Source organism: Streptomyces sp. NPDC005551, from assembly GCF_042871785.1.
Taxonomy (GTDB): Bacteria; Actinomycetota; Actinomycetes; order Streptomycetales; family Streptomycetaceae; genus Streptomyces.
Genome location: NZ_JBIAJE010000002.1, coordinates 825968 through 845414, shown reverse-complemented (window position 1 = coordinate 845414; position 19447 = coordinate 825968). Strand labels below are relative to the sequence as shown.

The 19447-nt window shown below is 72.8% G+C and carries 15 protein-coding genes and 1 tRNA gene; 10 read left to right on the top strand and 6 right to left on the bottom strand.

Annotated elements, in window-relative coordinates:
• Positions 1–143 precede the first annotated feature (143 nt).
• From ACFYP4_RS07890 to ACFYP4_RS07870, 5 genes are all read left to right on the top strand, one after another.
• Positions 144–1037, top strand: a complete 894-nt coding sequence (locus ACFYP4_RS07890) for an FAD binding domain-containing protein (protein ID WP_388783707.1) — start codon at positions 144–146, stop codon at positions 1035–1037.
• Positions 1034–2950 carry a (2Fe-2S)-binding protein gene (locus ACFYP4_RS07885; RefSeq protein ID WP_388783704.1) on the top strand — a complete coding sequence of 639 codons (1917 nt, stop codon included), beginning with the start codon at positions 1034–1036 and terminating at the stop codon, positions 2948–2950. The genes ACFYP4_RS07890 and ACFYP4_RS07885 overlap by 4 nt, the downstream gene beginning before the upstream one ends.
• Complete coding sequence (locus tag ACFYP4_RS07880; protein WP_358851405.1) at positions 2947–5250, top strand: molybdopterin cofactor-binding domain-containing protein; 2304 nt, start codon at positions 2947–2949, stop codon at positions 5248–5250. Before ACFYP4_RS07885 ends, ACFYP4_RS07880 begins: the two co-directional genes overlap by 4 nt.
• A 237-nt stretch (positions 5251–5487) precedes the next feature.
• Entirely contained in the window at positions 5488–6585 is a 1098-nt protein-coding gene (locus tag ACFYP4_RS07875; protein ID WP_388783701.1) for an SUKH-4 family immunity protein, read from the top strand.
• Between the two features lie 274 nt (positions 6586–6859).
• Positions 6860–7588: a hypothetical protein gene (locus tag ACFYP4_RS07870; RefSeq protein ID WP_388783698.1), complete on the top strand. Its 729-nt coding sequence runs from the start codon at positions 6860–6862 to the stop codon at positions 7586–7588.
• Between the two features lie 126 nt (positions 7589–7714).
• On the opposite strand, the gene ACFYP4_RS07865 is transcribed toward ACFYP4_RS07870, so the two are convergent.
• Positions 7715–7789, bottom strand: a tRNA-Cys gene (locus ACFYP4_RS07865).
• Between the two features lie 287 nt (positions 7790–8076).
• Between ACFYP4_RS07865 and ACFYP4_RS07860 the strand changes: the two genes are divergently transcribed.
• The 4 genes from ACFYP4_RS07860 (at position 8077) to ACFYP4_RS07845 (ending at position 13753) form a co-directional block, all read left to right on the top strand.
• Positions 8077–9609, top strand: coding sequence for an MFS transporter (locus tag ACFYP4_RS07860; protein ID WP_388783695.1), 1533 nt, complete (start codon positions 8077–8079; stop codon positions 9607–9609).
• Between the two features lie 197 nt (positions 9610–9806).
• Positions 9807–11606: a DEAD/DEAH box helicase gene (locus ACFYP4_RS07855; RefSeq protein ID WP_358851401.1), complete on the top strand. Its 1800-nt coding sequence runs from the start codon at positions 9807–9809 to the stop codon at positions 11604–11606.
• Positions 11607–12037: 431 nt separating this feature from the next.
• Positions 12038–12679 carry a helix-turn-helix domain-containing protein gene (locus ACFYP4_RS07850; RefSeq protein WP_358851400.1) on the top strand — a complete coding sequence of 214 codons (642 nt, stop codon included), beginning with the start codon at positions 12038–12040 and terminating at the stop codon, positions 12677–12679.
• A gap of 288 nt (positions 12680–12967) precedes the next feature.
• On the top strand, positions 12968–13753 hold the full coding sequence (locus ACFYP4_RS07845) for a S16 family serine protease (protein ID WP_358851399.1): 786 nt from the start codon (positions 12968–12970) through the stop codon (positions 13751–13753).
• Between the two features lie 112 nt (positions 13754–13865).
• Here the strand turns inward: ACFYP4_RS07845 and ACFYP4_RS07840 are convergent, their stop codons facing one another.
• Genes ACFYP4_RS07840 through ACFYP4_RS07820 form a run of 5 tightly spaced genes read right to left on the bottom strand, consistent with a single transcriptional unit; the run spans position 13866 to position 18173 of the window.
• Complete coding sequence (locus ACFYP4_RS07840) at positions 13866–14828, bottom strand: glycine betaine ABC transporter substrate-binding protein (RefSeq protein WP_358851398.1); 963 nt, start codon at positions 14826–14828, stop codon at positions 13866–13868.
• The gene (locus tag ACFYP4_RS07835; protein ID WP_358851397.1) at positions 14825–15739 is read right to left on the bottom strand and encodes an ABC transporter permease; all 915 of its coding nucleotides are present in this window, start codon (positions 15737–15739) and stop codon (positions 14825–14827) included. The genes ACFYP4_RS07840 and ACFYP4_RS07835 overlap by 4 nt, the downstream gene beginning before the upstream one ends.
• Positions 15736–17016, bottom strand: a complete 1281-nt coding sequence (locus ACFYP4_RS07830) for a betaine/proline/choline family ABC transporter ATP-binding protein (protein ID WP_388783689.1) — start codon at positions 17014–17016, stop codon at positions 15736–15738. Before ACFYP4_RS07830 ends, ACFYP4_RS07835 begins: the two co-directional genes overlap by 4 nt.
• Positions 17009–17656: an ABC transporter permease gene (locus ACFYP4_RS07825; protein WP_358851395.1), complete on the bottom strand. Its 648-nt coding sequence runs from the start codon at positions 17654–17656 to the stop codon at positions 17009–17011. Before ACFYP4_RS07825 ends, ACFYP4_RS07830 begins: the two co-directional genes overlap by 8 nt.
• A gap of 46 nt (positions 17657–17702) precedes the next feature.
• Positions 17703–18173: an Lrp/AsnC family transcriptional regulator gene (locus tag ACFYP4_RS07820; protein ID WP_355791329.1), complete on the bottom strand. Its 471-nt coding sequence runs from the start codon at positions 18171–18173 to the stop codon at positions 17703–17705.
• A gap of 122 nt (positions 18174–18295) precedes the next feature.
• On the opposite strand from ACFYP4_RS07820, the gene hppD reads away from it, so the two are divergent.
• The gene (hppD, locus tag ACFYP4_RS07815; RefSeq protein WP_358851394.1) at positions 18296–19441 is read left to right on the top strand and encodes a 4-hydroxyphenylpyruvate dioxygenase; all 1146 of its coding nucleotides are present in this window, start codon (positions 18296–18298) and stop codon (positions 19439–19441) included.
• The last annotated feature ends 6 nt before the right edge of the window (positions 19442–19447 follow it).

Sequence of the window (19447 nt, the reverse complement as noted above, 5' to 3'; positions counted from 1 at the left end):
GTGAGAGGGGCGAATGCCTCCTAGCGGACCCCCGCGTCGAGGGCCCGGGAAGATGTGCCAGAGTTGCCACGTCCGCCCTGTCAGCACGTACCGTACGGCAACACAGGCGGGACCAGGTGGGGCAGCGGGAAGGGGCAGCCGGTTTGACCACGCAAGCACCGCGGGCGGCGCAGGCCATCACGCTGCCCGGCTCGCTGGACGAGGCCGTGGCGGCCCTCGCCGCCATGCCGGCCGCCGTTCCCGTGGCCGGCGGCACCGACCTCATGGCGGCCGTCAACTCCGGGCAGCTCAGGCCCGCCGCGCTCGTCGGCCTCGGACGCATCAGCGAGATCCGCGGCTGGCAGTACCAGGACGGCCACGCCCTGCTGGGCGCGGGCCTCACCCACGCGCGCATGGGCCGACCGGACTTCGCCGCCCTCATTCCCGCGCTCGCCGCCGCCGCCCGCGCCGCGGGACCACCGCAGATCCGCAACGCGGGCACCCTGGGCGGCAACATCGCCTCGGCGTCGCCCACCGGTGACGCCCTGCCCGTACTGGCCGCACTGGAAGCCACGTTGATCATCGCGGGCCCGGGCGGCGCCCGCCGCGAGATCCCGGTGTCCCACCTGCTCGCGGGCGTGGACATGCTCCGCGGCGGCGAACTCATCGGCTACGTGCGCGTGCCGCTGCTCCACGCCCCCCAGGTCTTCGTCAAGGCGACCGGGCGCACCGGCCCCGGCCGGGCCATCGCGTCCGTGGCCCTCGTCCTCGACCCCGCGCGGCGCGGAGTGCGGTGTGCCGTCGGCGCCATAGCGCCGATGCCGCTGCGCCCGCTGGACGCCGAGCAGTGGGTCGCCTCGCTCATCGACTGGGACAACAACCGCGCCCTGGTGCCCGAGGCGCTGGGCGCCTTCGGGGACTACGTCGCCGCGGCCTGCATCCCGGACCCCGTCCCGGCGGAGGACGGCTCCGTGCCGCAGCTTCCGCCCGCCGTACTGCACCTGCGGCGCACCGTCGCCGCGCTGGCCCGACGAGCACTGGGGAGGGCGCTGTCGTGACCGACGACCAGCACGGAGAGGACGCCCCCCGGGGCGGCACCCACGGAGCCTGGGAGCGGCTGCCCCAAGGGGACTACGACGACGGCGCCACCGCCTTCGTCAAGCTCCCCGAAGGGGGCATCGACGCCCTCCTGGCGGAACGGGACAGCCCGCTCGCGGCGCCCGGGCACGGCTACGTGCCGCCGCAGATAACGGTCAACCCCGCCACCACCGCGGGAACGGACCCGGCGGCCACCGGGAGCTGGGCCGTGCCGGCCGAGGGCGTCCAGTGGCCGGAGGCGAACTCCGCGCCGCGGGAGACCGCGCACGACGGATTCTCCTACCCGCCGGCGTCCACCGGGCAGTGGACCTTCGCCGACGCGGAGGGCTCCCACGCGTCCGAGGCGCAGCAGGCGCACGGCGGCGCCCCCTACGGGCACGAGAGCGTGGGGCACGAGCCCGCCGGGCACGACGTCACCGGGCAGTGGTCCATCCCCGTCGCCGGTGGCGATCTTCCGGACGAATCGGGCGAGTTCACCACGTCGTCGCTGGTCGAGCAGTGGGGCGGGACACCGCCGGCCACGCTCCCCGGAGGCGCCGCCGCGCCCTGGGCGACGGAGACCACGGAGATCACGGAGACCACGGAGACCGTGGGGGAGCCGTGGTTCTCCGCCCCCCGCGGACACGGCGCCGCGGGAACGGCCGCCGAGGCCCCCGGCGGGGTGCCGATCGACCCGTACGGCGAGGTGCCCGCCCTGGCCGCCCAGGAGGCGTCCGAGCGCGTCCACAAGGCCGCTGAGGCCGCTGAGGCGGCCACCCGGGCGAACGCGCACCGCGACGGGACGGCCGTCCCCGGGCAGGGGACGGTGGCGTACGAGCGTGAAGCCGACGCGCACGAGCACGAGGGTGACGTCGCGGGGCCCGAAGGTGAGTTCACGGGGTCCGAGGGTGACTTCGCGGGGTCCGAGGGTGGGGCAGCCGGGCCGGAGGGGGAGCCCGCCGGTGCCGCGTACGAGACGACCGCCGGTGCCGCGTACGAGGAGTCCGCGCCGGTGCCGGAAGCCCTCGGTGACGCAGACGCCTCCGAGGCGGCCCCGGACGACGCGGCCGACCCGGCGGCGCGGACCGCCACCGAGGACGCCGAGGGCGCCCAGAACACCGCAGACACCGCAGACACCGCAGACACCGAAAACACCGCAGACGCGGAGGACACCGAGAACGCCGAGGACGCGGGAGCCGCCGAGGTCCCCGCCCCCGTACACGACGAGCACCCCATGTCGTCGTACGTCCTGCGGGTGAACGGCGCCGACCGCCCCGTCACCGGCGCCTGGATCGGCGAGTCGCTGCTCTACGTGCTGCGTGAGCGGCTCGGCCTGGCGGGCGCCAAGGACGGCTGCTCGCAGGGCGAGTGCGGTGCGTGCAACGTGCAGGTGGACGGGCGGCTCGTCGCGTCCTGCCTGGTGCCCGCGGTCACCGCAGCCGGCAGCGAGGTGCGCACCGTCGAGGGCCTGGCCGCCGACGGACAGCCCTCGGACGTGCAGCGGGCGCTCGCCAGGTGCGGCGCCGTCCAGTGCGGTTTCTGCGTACCGGGCATGGCCATGACCGTGCACGACCTGCTCGAGGGCAACCCCGCGCCGACCGAGCTGGAGGCCCGCCAGGCGCTGTGCGGCAACCTGTGCCGCTGCTCCGGCTACCGCGGCGTCCTGGACGCCGTGCGCGAGGTCGTCGCCGAGCGCGAGGCGCACGCCACGACCGGCGACGCGGACGGCGACGAGGCCCGTATCCCGCACCAGGCCGGCCCGGGTGACGGTGGCGTCACCCGGTCGGCGTTCGAACCGGCGGCACCGCACGACCAGCCGTACGACCAGCCGCACGATCAGCAGCACGACCAGCCGCACGACCAGCCGTACGGCCAGGACGGAGGCCAGGCGTGAGCAACGAAGCCGCCACCGAGACGACCGCGGCACCCCCCGCCCCCGAACCGCTGCCGCACGGCCTCGGCGCGTCCCTGCCCTCGGCGGAGGCCCGCGCGAAGACGGAGGGCACCTTCCCCTACGCGGCCGACCTGTGGGCCGAGGGCCTGCTGTGGGCCGCCGTGCTCCGGTCGCCGCACCCCCACGCCCGCATCGTGTCCATCGACACCACCCACGCGCGCGAGATGCCCGGCGTCCACGCCGTCGTCACCCACGAGGACGTGCCCGGCACCGCGCTGCACGGCCGGGGCAAGGCCGACCGCCCGGTGTTCGCCTCCGAGGTGGTACGCCACCACGGGGAGCCCATCGCGGCCGTCGCCGCCGACCACCCGGACACCGCGCGGATGGCAGCCGCCACCGTCATCGTCGAGTACGAGGTGCTCGACCCGGTGACCGACCCGGAGCAGGCCTTCGAGGCCGAACCCCTGCACCCCGACGGCAACCTCATCCGCCACATCCCGCTGCGCCACGGCGACCCGGACGCGGCGGGCGAACTCGTCGTCGAGGGCCTGTACCGCATCGGCCGCCAGGACCCGGCGCCCATCGGCGCGGAGGCCGGTCTCGCCGTGCCCCGCCCCGACGGCGGCGTCGAGCTCTACGTGGCGTCCACCGACCCGCACGCCGACCGCGACGCGGCCGCCGCCTGCTACGGCCTGGAGCCCGACCGCGTGAAGGTCGTCGTCACCGGCGTGCCCGGCGCCACCGCCGACCGCGAGGACCAGGGCGTCCAGCTCCCCCTCGGCCTGCTGGCGCTGAAGACCGGCTGCCCGGTCAAACTCACCGCCACGCGCGAGGAGTCCTTCCTCGGACACGCCCACCGCCACCCCACGCTGCTGCGCTACCGCCACCACGCGGACGCCGACGGCAGGCTGGTGAAGGTGGAGGCGCAGATCCTGCTGGACGCCGGCGCGTACGCCGACACCTCCTCCGAGGCGCTCGCCGCCGCCGTCTCCTTCGCCTGCGGCCCGTACGTCGTCCCGAACGCCTTCATCGAGGGCTGGGCCGTACGCACCAACAACCCGCCCTCCGGCCATGTGCGCGGCGAGGGCGCCATGCAGGTGTGCGCCGCCTACGAGGCGCAGATGGACAAGCTCGCGAAGAAGCTCGGGGTGGACCCCGCCGAGCTGCGCCTGCGCAACGTGCTTGCCACGGGTGACGTGCTGCCCACCGGCCAGACGGTGACGTGCCCGGCCCCGGTCGCCGAACTGCTCCAGGCCGTACGGGACTTCCCGCTGCCCGCGCTGCCCAAGGACACTCCCGAGGAGGAGTGGCTGCTGCCCGGCGGTCCCGAGGGCGCGGGCGAGCCGGGAGCGGTGCGCCGCGGCGTCGGCTACGGCGTCGGCATGGTCCACATGCTCGGCGCCGAGGGCGCGGACGAGGTCTCGACGGCCACCGTCAAGGTCCACGACGGCGTCGCCACGGTGCTGTGCGCGGCTGTGGAGACCGGCCAGGGCTTCGCCACACTCGCCCGGCAGATCGTCCAGGAGACGCTCGGCATCGACGAGGTGTACGTGGCCCCGGTCGACACCGACCAGCCCCCGGCGGGCGCGAGCTGCCGCGGCCGGCACACCTGGGTGTCGGGCGGCGCGGTGGAGCGCGCCGCCAAGATGGTCCGTACGCAGCTGCTGCAGCCCCTGGCGCACAAGTTCGGGATGTCCACGGAACTCCTCCAGATCACCGACGGCAAGATCACCTCGTACGACGGTGTGCTCTCGACGACCGTCACGGAGGCGCTGGACGGCAAGGAGCTGTGGGCCACCGCCCAGTGCCGTCCCCACCCGACGGAGCCGCTGGACGCGGCGGGCCAGGGGGACGCGTTCGTCGGCCTCGCGTTCTGCGCGATCCGCGCGGTCGTCGACGTCGACATCGAACTCGGCTCGGTCCGGGTCGTGGAACTCGCGCTGGCCCAGGACGTCGGCCGCATCCTCAACCCCGCCCAGCTCAGGGCCCGTATCGAGGCGGGGGTCACCCAGGGGGTCGGTGCGGCGCTCACCGAGAACCTGCGCACCGCCCGCGGTCTGGTCCGCCATCCGGACCTCACCGGGTACGCGCTGCCCACCTCCCTGGACGCGCCCGACATCCGCATCGTCAAGCTGGTCGAGGAGCGTGACGTCGTCGCCCCCTTCGGCGCGAAGGCGGTCAGCGCGGTGCCGGTCGTGACGTCCCCGGCGGCGATCGCGTCGGCCGTCCGCGCGGCGACCGGACGCCCGGTCAACCGGCTGCCGATCCGGCCGCAGGCCGCGGTGGTGACCGGGGCGTGACCGCCCCCGGACCGCCGGGCGAACCCCCCGGTCCGGTGCCGGGCCGGCCGTCTGCCGGTGTCGTCGGGGTGCGCCGCCGCACCGGGTCCGGGCGTGAGCCGGTCGTGTTCCCGTGTTCCTGTGTTTCCGGCGTTGTCAGTGGTGCCGCGTAGGGTTCTCGGCAGTGGGGGAACCGCCGCCCGGCGGTGGGGTTCCCCGCGGGGGAAGGACACATGCGGTCACATGCGCGGGGGAGCCATGATCACGACTGACACCGTTGTCGGCGGTGCGATCGGACTGACCGACGACGAGCTCGATCCGTACGTCACGCTCGCGCCGCCCCGGCGTCTGCCGACAAAGCCCGGTCTGCCGGCCGAGGGGGCCCTGCTGGGCCTCGGCGCGCTGGTCGGGGCGGAGCAGCGCGGAGTGGCGGAGCTGGCCGACGACGTCGCCGCGCTCTCCGCCGAGCTGCGGGACCAGCTGGTCGCCGGGGCCGTTCGGGCCTGCGAGCGGGGGCTCGAGCCGATCGTCCTGGACGGGACGCCGGGCCGGGTCGGCGGCACGGCTCTCCACCGGGACCCCGCCCTCATGGGTCTCTCCCCGTCGGCGCCGCCGCTGGAGGTGCTGCTGCGGTTCGCGGCGGCGACCGAGGAACTGGCCGCGGCTCGCGGGCAGTTCGCCTCCCTGGAGGCCCGGTTCGGGCCGCGGGCGGTCGAGCGGGCGTCCGCGCAGCTGACGGCGGTCTTCGAGCGGGGCGCGGGAGCCGGTGGCGTTCCGCCCTACTGGAAGGCGGCCGCGCTGGTGCGCCCCCTCGCCCGCATCGCGGGGCCGGGCGCCGGTCTCGTCCTGGACCTGCCGCGGCGGCTGCTGGACCAGGAGTTCGGCGTCGGCGGGATCGTGCGCTTCGAGGAGGTCGACTTCCCGTCCACGCTGACGCACGGTCCGACCCGCCGCTTCCTGCGGGAGACGGGGCTTCCCGAGGACGGCATTCTGTTCGGGCTCGACACGGAGGTGGCGTTGCCGACACTCGCGGAGTACGGCGCGGGCCGGCGTCCCGGCGGCTTCTCCGACGACGGCCTCGCGGCGGGCGCGGACCGGCTGATCCGGCTGGGCCACCTGACCGAGGACACCGGCCTGGTGGTCGACGGCACCACGGGCGCGGTTCTCGCCTGGACCGAGTCCGACCTGACGCTCCGCCCGCTGAACGCCGACGTCTCCACGCTCGCGTTCAGCGTCTGGCTGCTGCACCGCGTGCGGACGCTCACCAGAACCCACGGCCTGGCGACCCCGCCCGCACCCCTGGCAGCGTCCCTCACCCGCACCACGAGAGACGCACTGCCGACGACGGCTCGCTGAGCGTGCCGCCCAAAGCCGCGTGCCGGGGCGGTCGTTCGGGCGGTGCACGGACTCCGGCGAGGCGCGCAGAGGCCTGATCCCCGTTCGTCGGGCACTTCGGTTGCAGGGACCCTGCGCTCGTGCTGTTCTGGTGTGCGGGACACGATTTCGGATCGCTGGATGAACGCCGCAGTCGCAGGCACCGTCGCATTCGTGTGAATCTGGTCCGCATTCCCGCCTCAGCTGATGGTCCCCTCCGCCCGGACAGGGCGAGCCGTCGGAACGGGAGAAGCGCATGAGCATCGCAACACACTGCCCTCGAAGGGACCTGCGAGTGCGTAGGTCGTACCGGCGTGGCAACGGATTGTTCGCTTCCCTGGCCCTCGCGGCAGGAACCCTGCTGGGGGCTCCTGCCGCACAGGCCGATTCGCCGGTGACGAGCCCGGCCCTGCCGTACGGCCCCTACACGTGCGCGACGAGTCTCGTGTGGCGAGAGGCCGTACCGGGCGACTACGTGTGCGTGCCGCCGGGGGTGAGGACGAGGGCCTCGCAGGACAATGCCGCGGCCGCGTCTCGCGTCCAGCCGGGCGGAGGGGCCTACGGAGACGACACCTGTACGCAGGGGTATGTCTGGCGTGAATCACGGCCTTCGGATCACGTCTGCGTCCCTCCACCCACGCGCACATACACGTGGAACGAAAATGCGAACGCTGTCTACGGGTACGCGGACCCGACGGGCCTTCCCGCGAACGGTACGAACGCCCGGTGGGAGGGGCAACTGCACGTCTGGGGTTCGGGATTCACCCCGAACCGGCTCGTCGACGTCTGGAGCTTCGACTCCGCCACGCACGCGTACAGCAAGTCCTCTCTCCCGCTGAGAGCGGACGGCAGCGGTCAACTGGACGGTTTCGCCACCAGGAACAGCACCCAGTCCGATTACCGCTCGGTCCATGTCCTGATCGTCGATCCCGCTACGGGCCTGGTCCGCAACGCCGGCCGGGTGAACGCCCCCAACTTCTGGTGACGTTCGTAACGGCTCGCTGACCGCGGCGGCGTAAGGGCACTTGGGGCGGGGAGCGGGACGCGCGGGACGGCAGGTGGGCCGGCACCCTTCGAGGGTGCCGGCCTGCTGTGCCGCCTGGACAGGACGTGGAGGCCGTGGCGGGAATCGAACCCGCGTAACCCGCTTTGCAGGCGAGTCCCTGAACCACTCGGGCACACGGCCAGGTCGGGAACGAGGTGCTTGTTCCGGGCTGGTGTGATGACCGTAGGGCGGGGCCGGGTGGGGGCTCAAGGGGAACGCGGGGGGCGCAACGCGACTGCCACACGCCGTTCACGAACGGCGCCGTGGCCGGGTGTGTGCCCCGGAGGTACGGCTTCGCGTGTCCGGAGGTACGGCCCCGCGTGCCCGGACGCTCGACCGTGCGTGCCCCGGGCGTACGACCAAGGGCGTAGCCGGTCAGCGACCTCCGACAGGGGTCATCCGGGTTCGTGCCCCTTACCCTGAGCTGCATGACCGTCCTGGAACCCGGCGACAGCGGCGTCGCCCACGTGCCCGTCCCCGTCGTGCTCCCCGAGGCCGAGGCCGAGGTCCAGGCCGGGCGGGATGCCGGGGGCGGACCCCGCGAGCCCGTCCCCGAGGGTGGCGTGCTGAGCCGGGAGCACCGGGCGCTCAGTATCGGCATCGTCTCCGTCGTGCTGCTCATCGCCTTCGAGGCGACCGCGGTCGGCACGGCCATGCCGGTCGCCGCCCGCGAGCTCGACGGTCTGTCGCTGTACGCCTTCGCGTTCTCGGCGTACTTCACCACGAGCCTGTTCGGCATGGTGTTCGCCGGGCAGTGGTCGGACCGCGCCGGACCGCTGGCCTCGCTCGCCGCCGGGATCGGGGCCTTCGCGGCCGGCCTGCTGCTGGCCGGGACGGCCGGTGCCATGTGGCTGTTCGTGCTCGGGCGGGCGGTGCAGGGCCTCGGCGGCGGCCTCGTGATTGTCGCGCTCTACGTGGTCGTCGGCCGCGCCTACCCGGAGCGGCTGCGGCCGGCCATCATGGCGGCGTTCGCGGCGAGCTGGGTGATCCCGTCCGTCGTCGGCCCGCTCGCCTCGGGCGCGGTCACCGAGCACCTCGGCTGGCGCTGGGTCTTCGTCGGGATACCGGCCCTGGTCGTCTTCCCGCTCGCGCTCGCCCTCCCGCAGATACGTCGCCGGGCGTCCGGCCCGGCGGGCGGCGCGGTCCCCGCCCCCTTCGACCGCCGGCGCATCCGGCTGGCCCTCGGCATCTCCCTGGGCGCCGGGCTCCTCCAGTACGCCGCCCAGGCCGCGTCGGGCGAGGACGGGCGGTGGTTCGCGCTCCCCGCCGGAGCCGCCGGAGCCGCGCTCCTCGTCCCCGCCGTGCTCGGCCTCCTCCCGGCCGGCACCTACCGGGCGGCCCGCGGGCTGCCGTCCGTCGTGCTGCTGCGCGGGGTCGCGGCCGGCTCCTTCATCGCCGCCGAGTCCTTCGTGCCGCTGATGCTGGTCACCCAGCGGGGGCTGTCACCGACGCTCGCCGGGTTCTCGCTCGCCGCGGGCGGGGCGACCTGGGCACTGGGCTCCTTCGTGCAGTCCAGGCCGCGGGTGGAGCCGTACCGGGAACGGCTGATGTTCTCCGGGATGCTGCTGGTGTCGGCCGCGATCGCCGCCGCCCCGAGTGTGCTGATCCAGTCCGTCCCGGTGTGGACGGTCGCCGTCGCCTGGGGGTTCGGCTGCTTCAGGATGGGCCTGGTGATCTCCTCCAGCAGCGTGCTGATGCTCCACCTCTCCGCCCCCGAGGAGGCCGGCGCCAACTCCGCCGCCCTCCAGATCTCCGACGGCCTGTCCAACGTGATCCTGCTCGCCGCGGGCGGAGCCGCCTTCGCCGCCCTGGGCGGCGGCACGGTCACGCACACCGCGGGCGAGGTCACCGGGTCCCACCCGGCCGCCTTCGCCGCCGTGTTCCTGCCGATGGCCGGGGTGGCCCTGGCGGGCGCCTGGGTGACCACCCGGCTGAAGGAGAGCACGGACGGGCGGCCGTGAGCCGCGCTCCCCGCCGCGCCGGCTGTGACGTGAGTCCCATCGGACGGTGACCGGGTACCGTCCGCGCGTGGACACGCCCGGGGCGCCGGTAGGGTGGCCCGGTTGTCATACGTAGCCGAGTCGTCCGCACGTCGTCACCGCAGCCCCACCGACGCGCGCAGCGGACGGCGCCCTCGGATCGACCACCCCCGGAGACCGTGACTACCACCGCCGCCTCTTCCTCCACCTCCCACCACCTTTCACCTGCCTTTCCGGGCCGCGCCCCCTGGGGCACGGCGAACAAGCTGCGTGCCTGGCAGCAGGGGGCGATGGAGAGGTACATCCAGGAGCAGCCGCGCGACTTCCTCGCCGTCGCCACCCCCGGGGCCGGCAAGACGACCTTCGCGCTGACGCTCGCGTCCTGGCTGCTGCACCACCATGTCGTGCAGCAGGTGACCGTGGTCGCGCCCACCGAGCATCTGAAGAAGCAGTGGGCGGAGGCGGCGGCGCGGATAGGGATCAAGCTGGACCCCGAGTACAGCGCGGGGCCGCTCGGCAAGGACTACCACGGCGTCGCCGTCACCTACGCCGGCATCGGCGTGCGGCCCATGCTGCACCGCAACCGTGTCGAGCAGCGCAAGACGCTCGTCATCCTCGACGAGATCCACCACGCGGGAGACAGCAAGTCGTGGGGTGAGGCCTGCCTGGAGGCGTTCGAGCCGGCCACCCGCCGCCTCGCCCTCACCGGTACGCCGTTCCGGTCCGACACCAACCCCATCCCCTTCGTGACCTACGAGGAGGGGAACGACGGGATCCGGCGGTCCTCGGCCGACTACACGTACGGGTACGGCAGCGCCCTGGGCGACGGCGTCGTGCGGCCCGTCATCTTCCTCTCCTACAGCGGCAACATGCGCTGGCGGACGAAGGCGGGCGACGAGATCGCCGCCCGCCTCGGCGAGCCGATGACCAAGGACGCGATCAGCCAGGCCTGGCGTACCGCCCTCGACCCGCGCGGCGAATGGATGCCGAGCGTGCTGCGCGCTGCCGACCAGCGGCTGACCGAGGTGCGCAAGGGCATCCCGGACGCCGGTGGGCTCGTCATCGCCTCCGACCAGGACTCGGCCCGGTCGTACGCGAAACTGATCCGGGAGATCACCGGCAGCAAGCCGACCGTCGTGCTCTCCGACGACACGGGCGCCTCGAACCGCATCGACGAGTTCAGCCAGAACGACGACCGGTGGATGGTCGCCGTCCGCATGGTGTCCGAGGGCGTCGACGTCCCCCGTCTCGCGGTCGGGGTGTACGCCACCACCATCTCGACACCGCTGTTCTTCGCGCAGGCCGTGGGCCGTTTCGTACGGTCCCGGCGGCGCGGCGAGACCGCCTCGGTCTTCCTGCCCACCATCCCCGACCTCCTCGGCTTCGCCAACGAGATGGAGGTCGAGCGCGACCACGTCCTCGACAAGCCCAAGAAGGAGGGCGAGGAGGACCCGTACGCCGAGTCCGAGAAGGAGATGGAGGAGGCGAACCGCGAGGAGGACGAGGACACCGGCGAGCAGGACATGCTGCCCTTCGAGGCGCTGGAGTCCGACGCCGTCTTCGACCGGGTCCTCTACGACGGTGCCGAGTTCGGCATGCAGGCCCACCCGGGCAGCGAGGAGGAGCAGGACTACCTCGGCATCCCGGGCCTCCTCGAACCCGACCAGGTCCAGATGCTGCTGCAGAAGCGGCAGGCCCGGCAGATCGCGCACAGCCGCAAGAAGCCGGACGAGGCGGCCGACCTCCTCGAACTCCCCGCGGAGCGACGGCCGGTCGTCTCCCACAAGGAGATGATGGAGCTCCGCAAGCAGCTCAACACGATGGTCGGTGCGTACGTCCACCAGAGCGGCAAGCCGCACGGGGTGATCCACACCGAACTGCGGCGGGTGTGCGGCGGCCCGCCGAGCGCCGAGGCCACGCCCGGCCAGCTGCGCCAGCGCATCGCCAAGGTCCAGGAGTGGGCCACGCGCATGCGCTGAGCCCCACGGGGCCACGGCGACCGCAGTGCGGACGCCGGACGCCGGACGCGGGCGCGGGTACGGGTGCGAGGGCGAGAGGGGTGCGGTCGCCGTACCCCCGGGCGCTCCCTGCGGCCGACGGTGCGCACGTCGTGTGGGGGTGCGTGGGGCGTGCGCACGCCGTGCGTACCGGGGCAAACCGAGCCGCCGCGCGGCGAGCGGTGCCCGGATTCTGGACGGAGCCTTCCGCTGAGCGGACCGGCTCGCTACTGTCCCGCTACGCACACGCCCCGTGGCAGCGCCGCCGCGGAGCGCAGCCGTGAAGCGCCTCCGCCCGGGGACACCCCGGGTCGCTTGCCGACCGGCGGCCTCTGAGGCGCGTCGCCGACGGGACCGGTGACGCAACCGCCGTGCAGGGGTCCGCCGGCCCTCACCACGAAGGAGTGGGCGTCGTGACCGCGGAGACCTCCCAGACGCTCGACCGGGGACTGCGTGTCCTCAAGCTGCTCGCCGACACGGATCACGGGCTGACCGTCACCGAACTCTCGAACAAGCTGGGCGTGAACCGGACCGTTGTGTACCGGTTGCTCGCCACCCTGGAGCAGCACGCTCTCGTACGACGTGATCTGGGCGGCCGGGCCCGGGTCGGACTGGGTGTGCTGCGCCTGGGCCGCCAGGTGCATCCGCTGGTACGCGAGGCCGCGCTGCCGGCGCTCCGGGCGCTGGCGGAGGACATAGGGGCGACCGCTCACCTCACCCTCGTCGACGGGAGCGAGGCGCTCGCCGTCGCCGTCGTGGAGCCGACGTGGACGGACTACCACGTCGCCTACCGCGCCGGTTTCCGGCATCCGCTGGACCGGGGTGCCGCGGGCCGCGCGATCCTGGCCGCCCGGAAGGCGCCGGTGGCCGAGCCCGGGTACACGCTGACCCACGGGGAGCTGGAGGCGGGAGCGAGCGGAGCCGCCGCGCCCCTCATCGGGGTGACCGGGGTCGAGGGCAGCGTCGGTGTCGTCATGCTCGCGGACTCCGTCCCGGAACGGGTGGGGCCGCGGGTGGTCGACGCGGCCAGGGAAGTCGCCGACGCCCTGCGCTGACCGGCCGGCAGGCCACGGACGCCCTGAGCTGACCGGCCGGCAGGCCGCCGACGCCCTGAGCTGACCGGCCGGCAGGCCGCCTACGTCCCGCGCCGACTCGGCCGGGGAGGTCGCGGACGCCCCGCGCCGACCGCCCGGGGAGGTTGCGGACGTCCCGCGCCGACCGCCCGGGGAGGTCGGCGGACGCCCCGCGCCGACCTGACTGAGGACGCCGTCGGCGCCGTCGCCCGCAGGCGTTTCCCGGCCACCCGCCCCGGGCGAAACGTGCCCTCACGTTAGATTGACCCCGTGCTCTCTCGTCTCCCGCGCCCCAAGGCCCTCGCCGTCTGCGCCGTACCCGTCGTGGCCCTGCTCGCCACGGCGGTGTTCGCGCCGCTGCCGTTCTCCCTGGCGCAGCCCGGTATGACGGCGGACGTCCTCGGGGAGAACAAGGGCGACCCCGTGATCACGATCACCGGCGCCACGGCGCGCAGGACGAACGGCCAGCTCCGTATGACGACGATCGAGGCGACCGGCCCGGACACGCACGTGGGCCTCGGCGACGTCGTCGACAGCTGGTTCCGTACCGACCGGGCGGTGATGCCGCGGGACTCGGTCTACCCGAGCGGGGACAGCACCAGGGAGATCGAGCGGCACAACGCCGAGCAGATGAAGGAGTCCCAGAACACCGCGACCGAGGCCGCGCTCTCGTATCTCCACGAGAAGGACGTCGACGTCACGCTGAAGCTGGCCGACGTCGGCGGGCCGAGCGCGGGACTTCTCTTCTCGCTCGGCATCGTCGACAAGCTGGACGGCGACGGCAGCGGCGGCGACCTCACGGGCGGCCGCACGGTCGCCGGTACGGGCACGATCGACGCCGACGGCAAGGTGGGCGCGGTCGGCGGCGTGGCCCTCAAGACGCAGGCCGCCCGGCGGGACGGCGCGACCGTGTTCCTGGTGCCGAAGGCCGAGTGCGCGGACGCGAGGACCGACCTGCCGAAGGGGCTGCGGCTGATCCCCGTGACCACGCTGAAGGGCGCGGTCGGCTCCCTGGTCGCGCTGGAGAAGGGCAAGGGCCGGGTCCCGAGCTGCTGATCCGGGCCCGCACCGACCGACGGCACCGCAGCCACGCGCCGCAGCCCCGCGCCGTAGCCCGGCGACGGAGCCCCGGCTGAGGATCCACCGCCCGGGCCCCAGGCCCTAGCCCTCAGTTCTGCTTCACGAAGCCCTCCTGCGTCAGCCAGTCCAGGGCCACCTCGTGCGGGTCCTGCCCTTCCACGTCCACCTTGGCGTTGAGCGCCCGGGCCATGGAGTTGTTCAGCTTCCTGGTGATCGGGTCCAGGACCCCGGCGATGGCGGGATACTTCTCCAGCGTCTTCGTGTTGATCATCGGCGCCGCGTTGTAGTGCGGGAAGAAGCCCTTGTCGTCCTTCATCACCACGAGGTTCATCGACTTGATCCGCCCGTCGGTCGTGAACACCTCGCCGTAGGTGCAGCTGCCCTTCGCGACCTGGGTGTAGATGATGCCGGTGTCCATCTGGGTGACGTTCGCCGCGGGCACGCTCATGCCGTACGCCTTCTCCATGCCGGGCAGCCCGTCGGCCCGGTTGGCGAACTCGCTCTCCACGCACAGCGTGACGGCCCGGGGGTCCTTCCTGCTGAGCGCGGCGACCCCGGAGAGCGTGGTGGTCCGGTACTTCTTGAGGTTGCCCTGGTTCATCGCGAGCGCGTACGTGTTGTCGAGGGCGGACGGCGGCAGCCAGGTGACGCCGTTCTTCCTGTCGGCGGAACGGACCGCCTCCCACTGCTTGTCCGGATCGCCGATGGGGTCGCTGTTGCCGAGGTACGTGATCCAGGCAGTGCCCGTGTACTCGTACGCGGCGTCCGCGTCGCCGTTCCTGACGGCCTCCCGGGAGCCGATGGAGCCCTGGATGCCGGTGCGGTCCAGGACCTCCGCGCCGGCCGCCTCGAAGGCGATGCCCATGATCGCTCCGAGGATCAGCTGCTCCGTGAACTCCTTGGAGGTGACGGTCAGGTCGACGCCGTCGAGCGGGCGGCCCTGCCCGATCGAGCCGGGTTCGACGTCGTCGACCATGGGGGAGCCGCTGGTCAGCCCGCAGGCGGAGGCAAGCACCAGCAGTCCGGCCGGCAGCAGACACGCGCGCCTCATGACTCCACCTCCAGTCCGCGGGGCCGCAGCAGCAGTTCGGCGAGCGAGGCCAGCCAGTCCACCAGGAGCGCGAGTGCGACCGTCAGGATCGAGCCGAGCACCAGGACCGGCATCCGCTGGGTGGTGATCCCCGTGGTGATCAGGACGCCGAGCCCGCCGCCGCCGCCGAAGGTCGCGAGGGTCGCCGTACCGACGTTCAGCACGAGGGCGGTGCGCACTCCCGCGAGGATCAGCGGGACGGCCAGCGGGAGCTCGACGCGGGACAGGACGCCCACGGAGGACATGCCGATGCCCCGGGCGGCCTCCAGGAGCGTCGGGTCGTTGGCCTTGAGACCCGCGATCGTGTTGGACAGGACCGGCAGGATGGCGTAGATCGTGATGCCGATCAGGGCCGACCGCTGCCCGGTGCCGAGCCAGATGACGAGCAGCGCCAGCAGACCGATCGCCGGAGTGGCCTGCCCCATGTTGGCGAAGGTCATGGCGAGGGGGGCCAGCTTCCGGAAGGCCCTGCGGGTCAGCAGGATGCCCAGCGGGATCGCGATGATCAGTACGAAGAACGTGGAGATCACGGTCAGCTGGATGTGCTGACGCAGGGCCTTGGCGACCAGGCCGGCCGCCAGGGCGTTCTTCGAGATCGGGTCCAGGTCGGCCTGCCGGAACCAGAGCCAGGTGGCGAGCAGGACGGCCACCAGGACGGCGGGCAGGAAGGTCAGCTTCTGCCAGGTGACGCGGCGGCGGGTGGCGGCGGGCGACGGGGGAGCGGCGACCCCGGCGTCGCGCCCGGCCGTACCACCGCCGTCCACCGCGTCCTCGGCCTCCCCGGCGGCTGCGGCGTCGTCGCGGAAGGCGAGTCCCTTGACCTCGTGCTCGCCCTCGGGGCGGCGGTCCGCGGGCGTCCTCGGCCCGTTCACGCTCGCGTCTCCCCGCCCTCGGCGCCCTCCTGGTCGTGGCGGGTCTGCTGGACGCGGGCCTCCTCCAGCTCGTGCTGGTGCTCCATCGCGTCCAGCCGGTCCGCCTCCAGGAGTTCGTGCACGGAGTTCATCAGCGTCTCCATGTCGACGACGCCGGTGTACTCGCCGCGCCGCCCGGTCACCGCGACCCGGCCCGCGTTGTCCGTGAGCACGGCCTCCAGCGCGTCCCGCAGGGTGGCGTCCCGGGTCACCGTGTCGTGCACCAGCGTGCCCGCCCGCGCCAGCGAGCCCCGTGCGCGCATCAGGTCGCCGCGGCGCAGCCACTTGTAGGGGCGGCCGCGTTTGTCGAGGAGCAGGATCTCGTTCGTACCGCTCGACCGGAGCCTGTTGAAGATGTCCTGGAGCGGGTCGTCCACGGTGACCGTCGGATAGTCGGTGATCTCCACATCCCGTACCCGGGTCAGGTTGAGCCGCTTCAGGGCGGCGCCGGCGCCCACGAAACCGGAGACGAAGTCGTCGGCCGGGTTGGTGAGGATCGCCTCCGGGGTGTCGAACTGCGCGATGTGCGAGCGTTCGCGCAGGACGGCGATCCGGTCGCCCAGTTTGATCGCCTCGTCGAAGTCGTGGGTGACGAAGACGATCGTCTTGTGCAGTTCGTGCTGGAGCCTGATCAGCTCGTCCTGGAGGTGGTCGCGGGTGATCGGGTCCACCGCGCCGAACGGCTCGTCCATCAGGAGCACCGGCGGGTCGGCCGCCAGCGCCCGGGCCACGCCGACGCGTTGCTGCTGGCCGCCGGAGAGCTGACGCGGGTAGCGCCCGTGGAACTCGCCCGGGTCGAGGCCGACCAGGTCGAGCATCTCCTCCACCCGCGCCCTGATGCGCTGCTTGGACCAGCCGGTCATCCTCGGCACGAGCGCGATGTTCTGCGCGACGGTCATGTGCGGGAAGAGACCGGAGGCCTGGATCGCGTAGCCGACCTTGCGGCGCAGCTTCACCGGATCCATGTGGGTGACGTCCTCGCCGCCGATGCGGATCCGGCCGCCGGTCGGCTCGATCAGCCGGTTGATCATCTTGAGCGTGGTGGACTTCCCGCAGCCCGACGGGCCCACGAAGACGACCAGTTCGCCCGCCTTGATCTCCATGTTGACGCTGTCGACCGCGGGTTCCCGGCTGCCGGGATAGTGCTTGGTGAGGTTCTCCAGCTCGATCGTGGCGCCGGTGGCCGGCGCGTCCCGCGTCCCTGGCGGCGCGGTCGCGGTGTCGGTGGTCCTAGACACGGATCCCCCTCGGGATGGTCAGCCGTCCGACGAGGACGTACGCGGCGTCGAAGAGGAGCGCCAGGATGATGATCCCGAGCGTGCCCGCGAGTACCTGGTTGAGCGCGTTCTTGCTGCCCAGCGAACCGATGCCGCGGAAGATCTCGTTCCCGAGGCCCGGCCCCGAGGCGTACGCCGCGATGGCCGCGATGCCCATCAGCATCTGGGTGGAGACCCGGATGCCGGTGAGGATGGGCGGCCAGGCCAGTGGCAGCTCCACCCGCAGCAGCCGGGCGGCCCGGGACATCCCGATGCCCTTGGCCGCGTCCACCAGCGACGGGTCGACCCCGCGCAGGCCCACGATCGCGTTGCGCACGATCGGCAGCAGCCCGTAGAGGGTCAGCGCGATCACGGTCGGCGGCACACCGAGGCCCACGACGGGGATCAGCAGACCGATCATGGCGAGGGACGGGATGGTCAGGATGGTGGACGTGGTGGTGGTCGCGAGGCTGCCCGCCCAGTCGCTGCGGTAGGTGACCACGCCGATGAGCACGCCGATGAGCGTCGCGACGACCATGCACTGGAAGACGGCGCTCGCGTGCTGGTACGCGTCGGTGAGCAGCTGCTGGTGGCGACTGCTCAGGTACTCCCAGAAAGTCACGGGCCTCACCCCTCACGACGGCGCACCGCCGGGCTCGGCCCCCGCGTCAGGAGTCTCCCGACGCCTGCTCCACCAGCGGGATGATCCGCAGCGGAACGGGGTTCTCCATGACGATCGCCGTGGAGGCCCGGACGATGCCATCAAAACCGACGACCCGGTCGATCACCCGTTGGAGATCGGCGTTCGAGCGGGCCACCAGCCGGCACAGCATGTCCCCGCTGCCGGTCGTGGTGTGCAGCTCCAGCACCTCGGGCACGGTCGCCAAGTGCGCCCGCACGTCGGCACCTTGCCCCTGCCGGATCTGCAGGGTGGCGAACGCCGTCACCGGATACCCGAGGGCCGCGGGGTCGACCTGGGGGCCGAACCCCCGGATGACTCCATTCGACTGAAGCCGGTCGAGGCGGGCCTGCACCGTGCCGCGCGCGACGCCGAGGCGCCGGGACATCTCCAGCACGCCGATGCGCGGCTCCCGCGCCAGCAGCACGATGAGCCGACCGTCCAGATGATCGATCGCCACGCGGGCCTCCGGGGTGGTCATCCTGTACAGAACGCCCGATCCTACGGGCCTTTCTCCGGACAGACTGCCCAGTCGATTCGCAGACTATTGCGCACCTTGCGGAACGGAGCGACGCTGCGGCCATGACTCAGACAACCCACCACACCCCCAGCACCGCGCGCGAGGCAGACCCCTTCCCGGTGAAGGGAATGGACGCGGTCGTCTTCGCCGTGGGCAACGCCAAGCAGGCGGCGCACTACTACTCCAGCGCCTTCGGCATGCAGCTGGTCGCCTACTCCGGACCGGAGACGGGCAGCCGCGAGACGGCGTCGTACGTCCTCACCAACGGCTCGGCACGCTTCGTCCTCACCTCCGTCGTCAAGGCCGCCACCGACTGGGGCCGCTTCCTCGACGGGCACGTGGCCGAGCACGGCGACGGCGTCGTCGACCTCGCCATCGAGGTCCCGGACGCGCGCGCCGCCTTCGCGTACGCCGTCGAGCACGGCGCCCGCCCGCTCGCCGAGCCGTACGAGCTGAAGGACGAGCACGGCACGGTCGTCCTCGCGGCCATCGCCACGTACGGCAAGACCCGGCACACCCTGGTCGAGCGCACCGGCTACGACGGCCCCTACCTGCCCGGGTACGTGGCCGCCGAGCCGATCGTCGCGCCGCCCGCCCGCCGCACCTTCCAGGCCATCGACCACTGTGTCGGCAACGTCGAACTCGGCCGGATGAACGAGTGGGTCGCGTTCTACAACAAGGTCATGGGCTTCACGAACATGAAGGAGTTCGTGGGCGACGACATCGCGACCGAGTACTCGGCGCTGATGTCCAAGGTCGTCGCCGACGGGACCCTGAAGGTCAAGTTCCCGATCAACGAGCCGGCCATCGCCAAGAAGAAGTCCCAGATCGACGAGTACCTGGAGTTCTACGGCGGCGCGGGCGTCCAGCACATCGCGCTGAACACGAACGACATCGTCGAGACCGTGCGCACCATGAAGGCGGGCGGCGTCCGGTTCCTGGACACGCCCGACTCCTACTACGACACCCTCGGCGAATGGGCGGGCGAGACGCGGGTGCCCGTGGAGACGCTCCGCGAACTGAAGATCCTCGTCGACCGGGACGAGGACGGCTACCTGCTGCAGATCTTCACCAAGCCCGTCCAGGACCGCCCGACCGTCTTCTTCGAGCTCATCGAACGCCACGGCTCGATGGGCTTCGGCAAGGGCAACTTCAAGGCCCTGTTCGAGGCGATCGAGCGGGAGCAGGAGAAGCGCGGCAACCTGTAGCCGCCG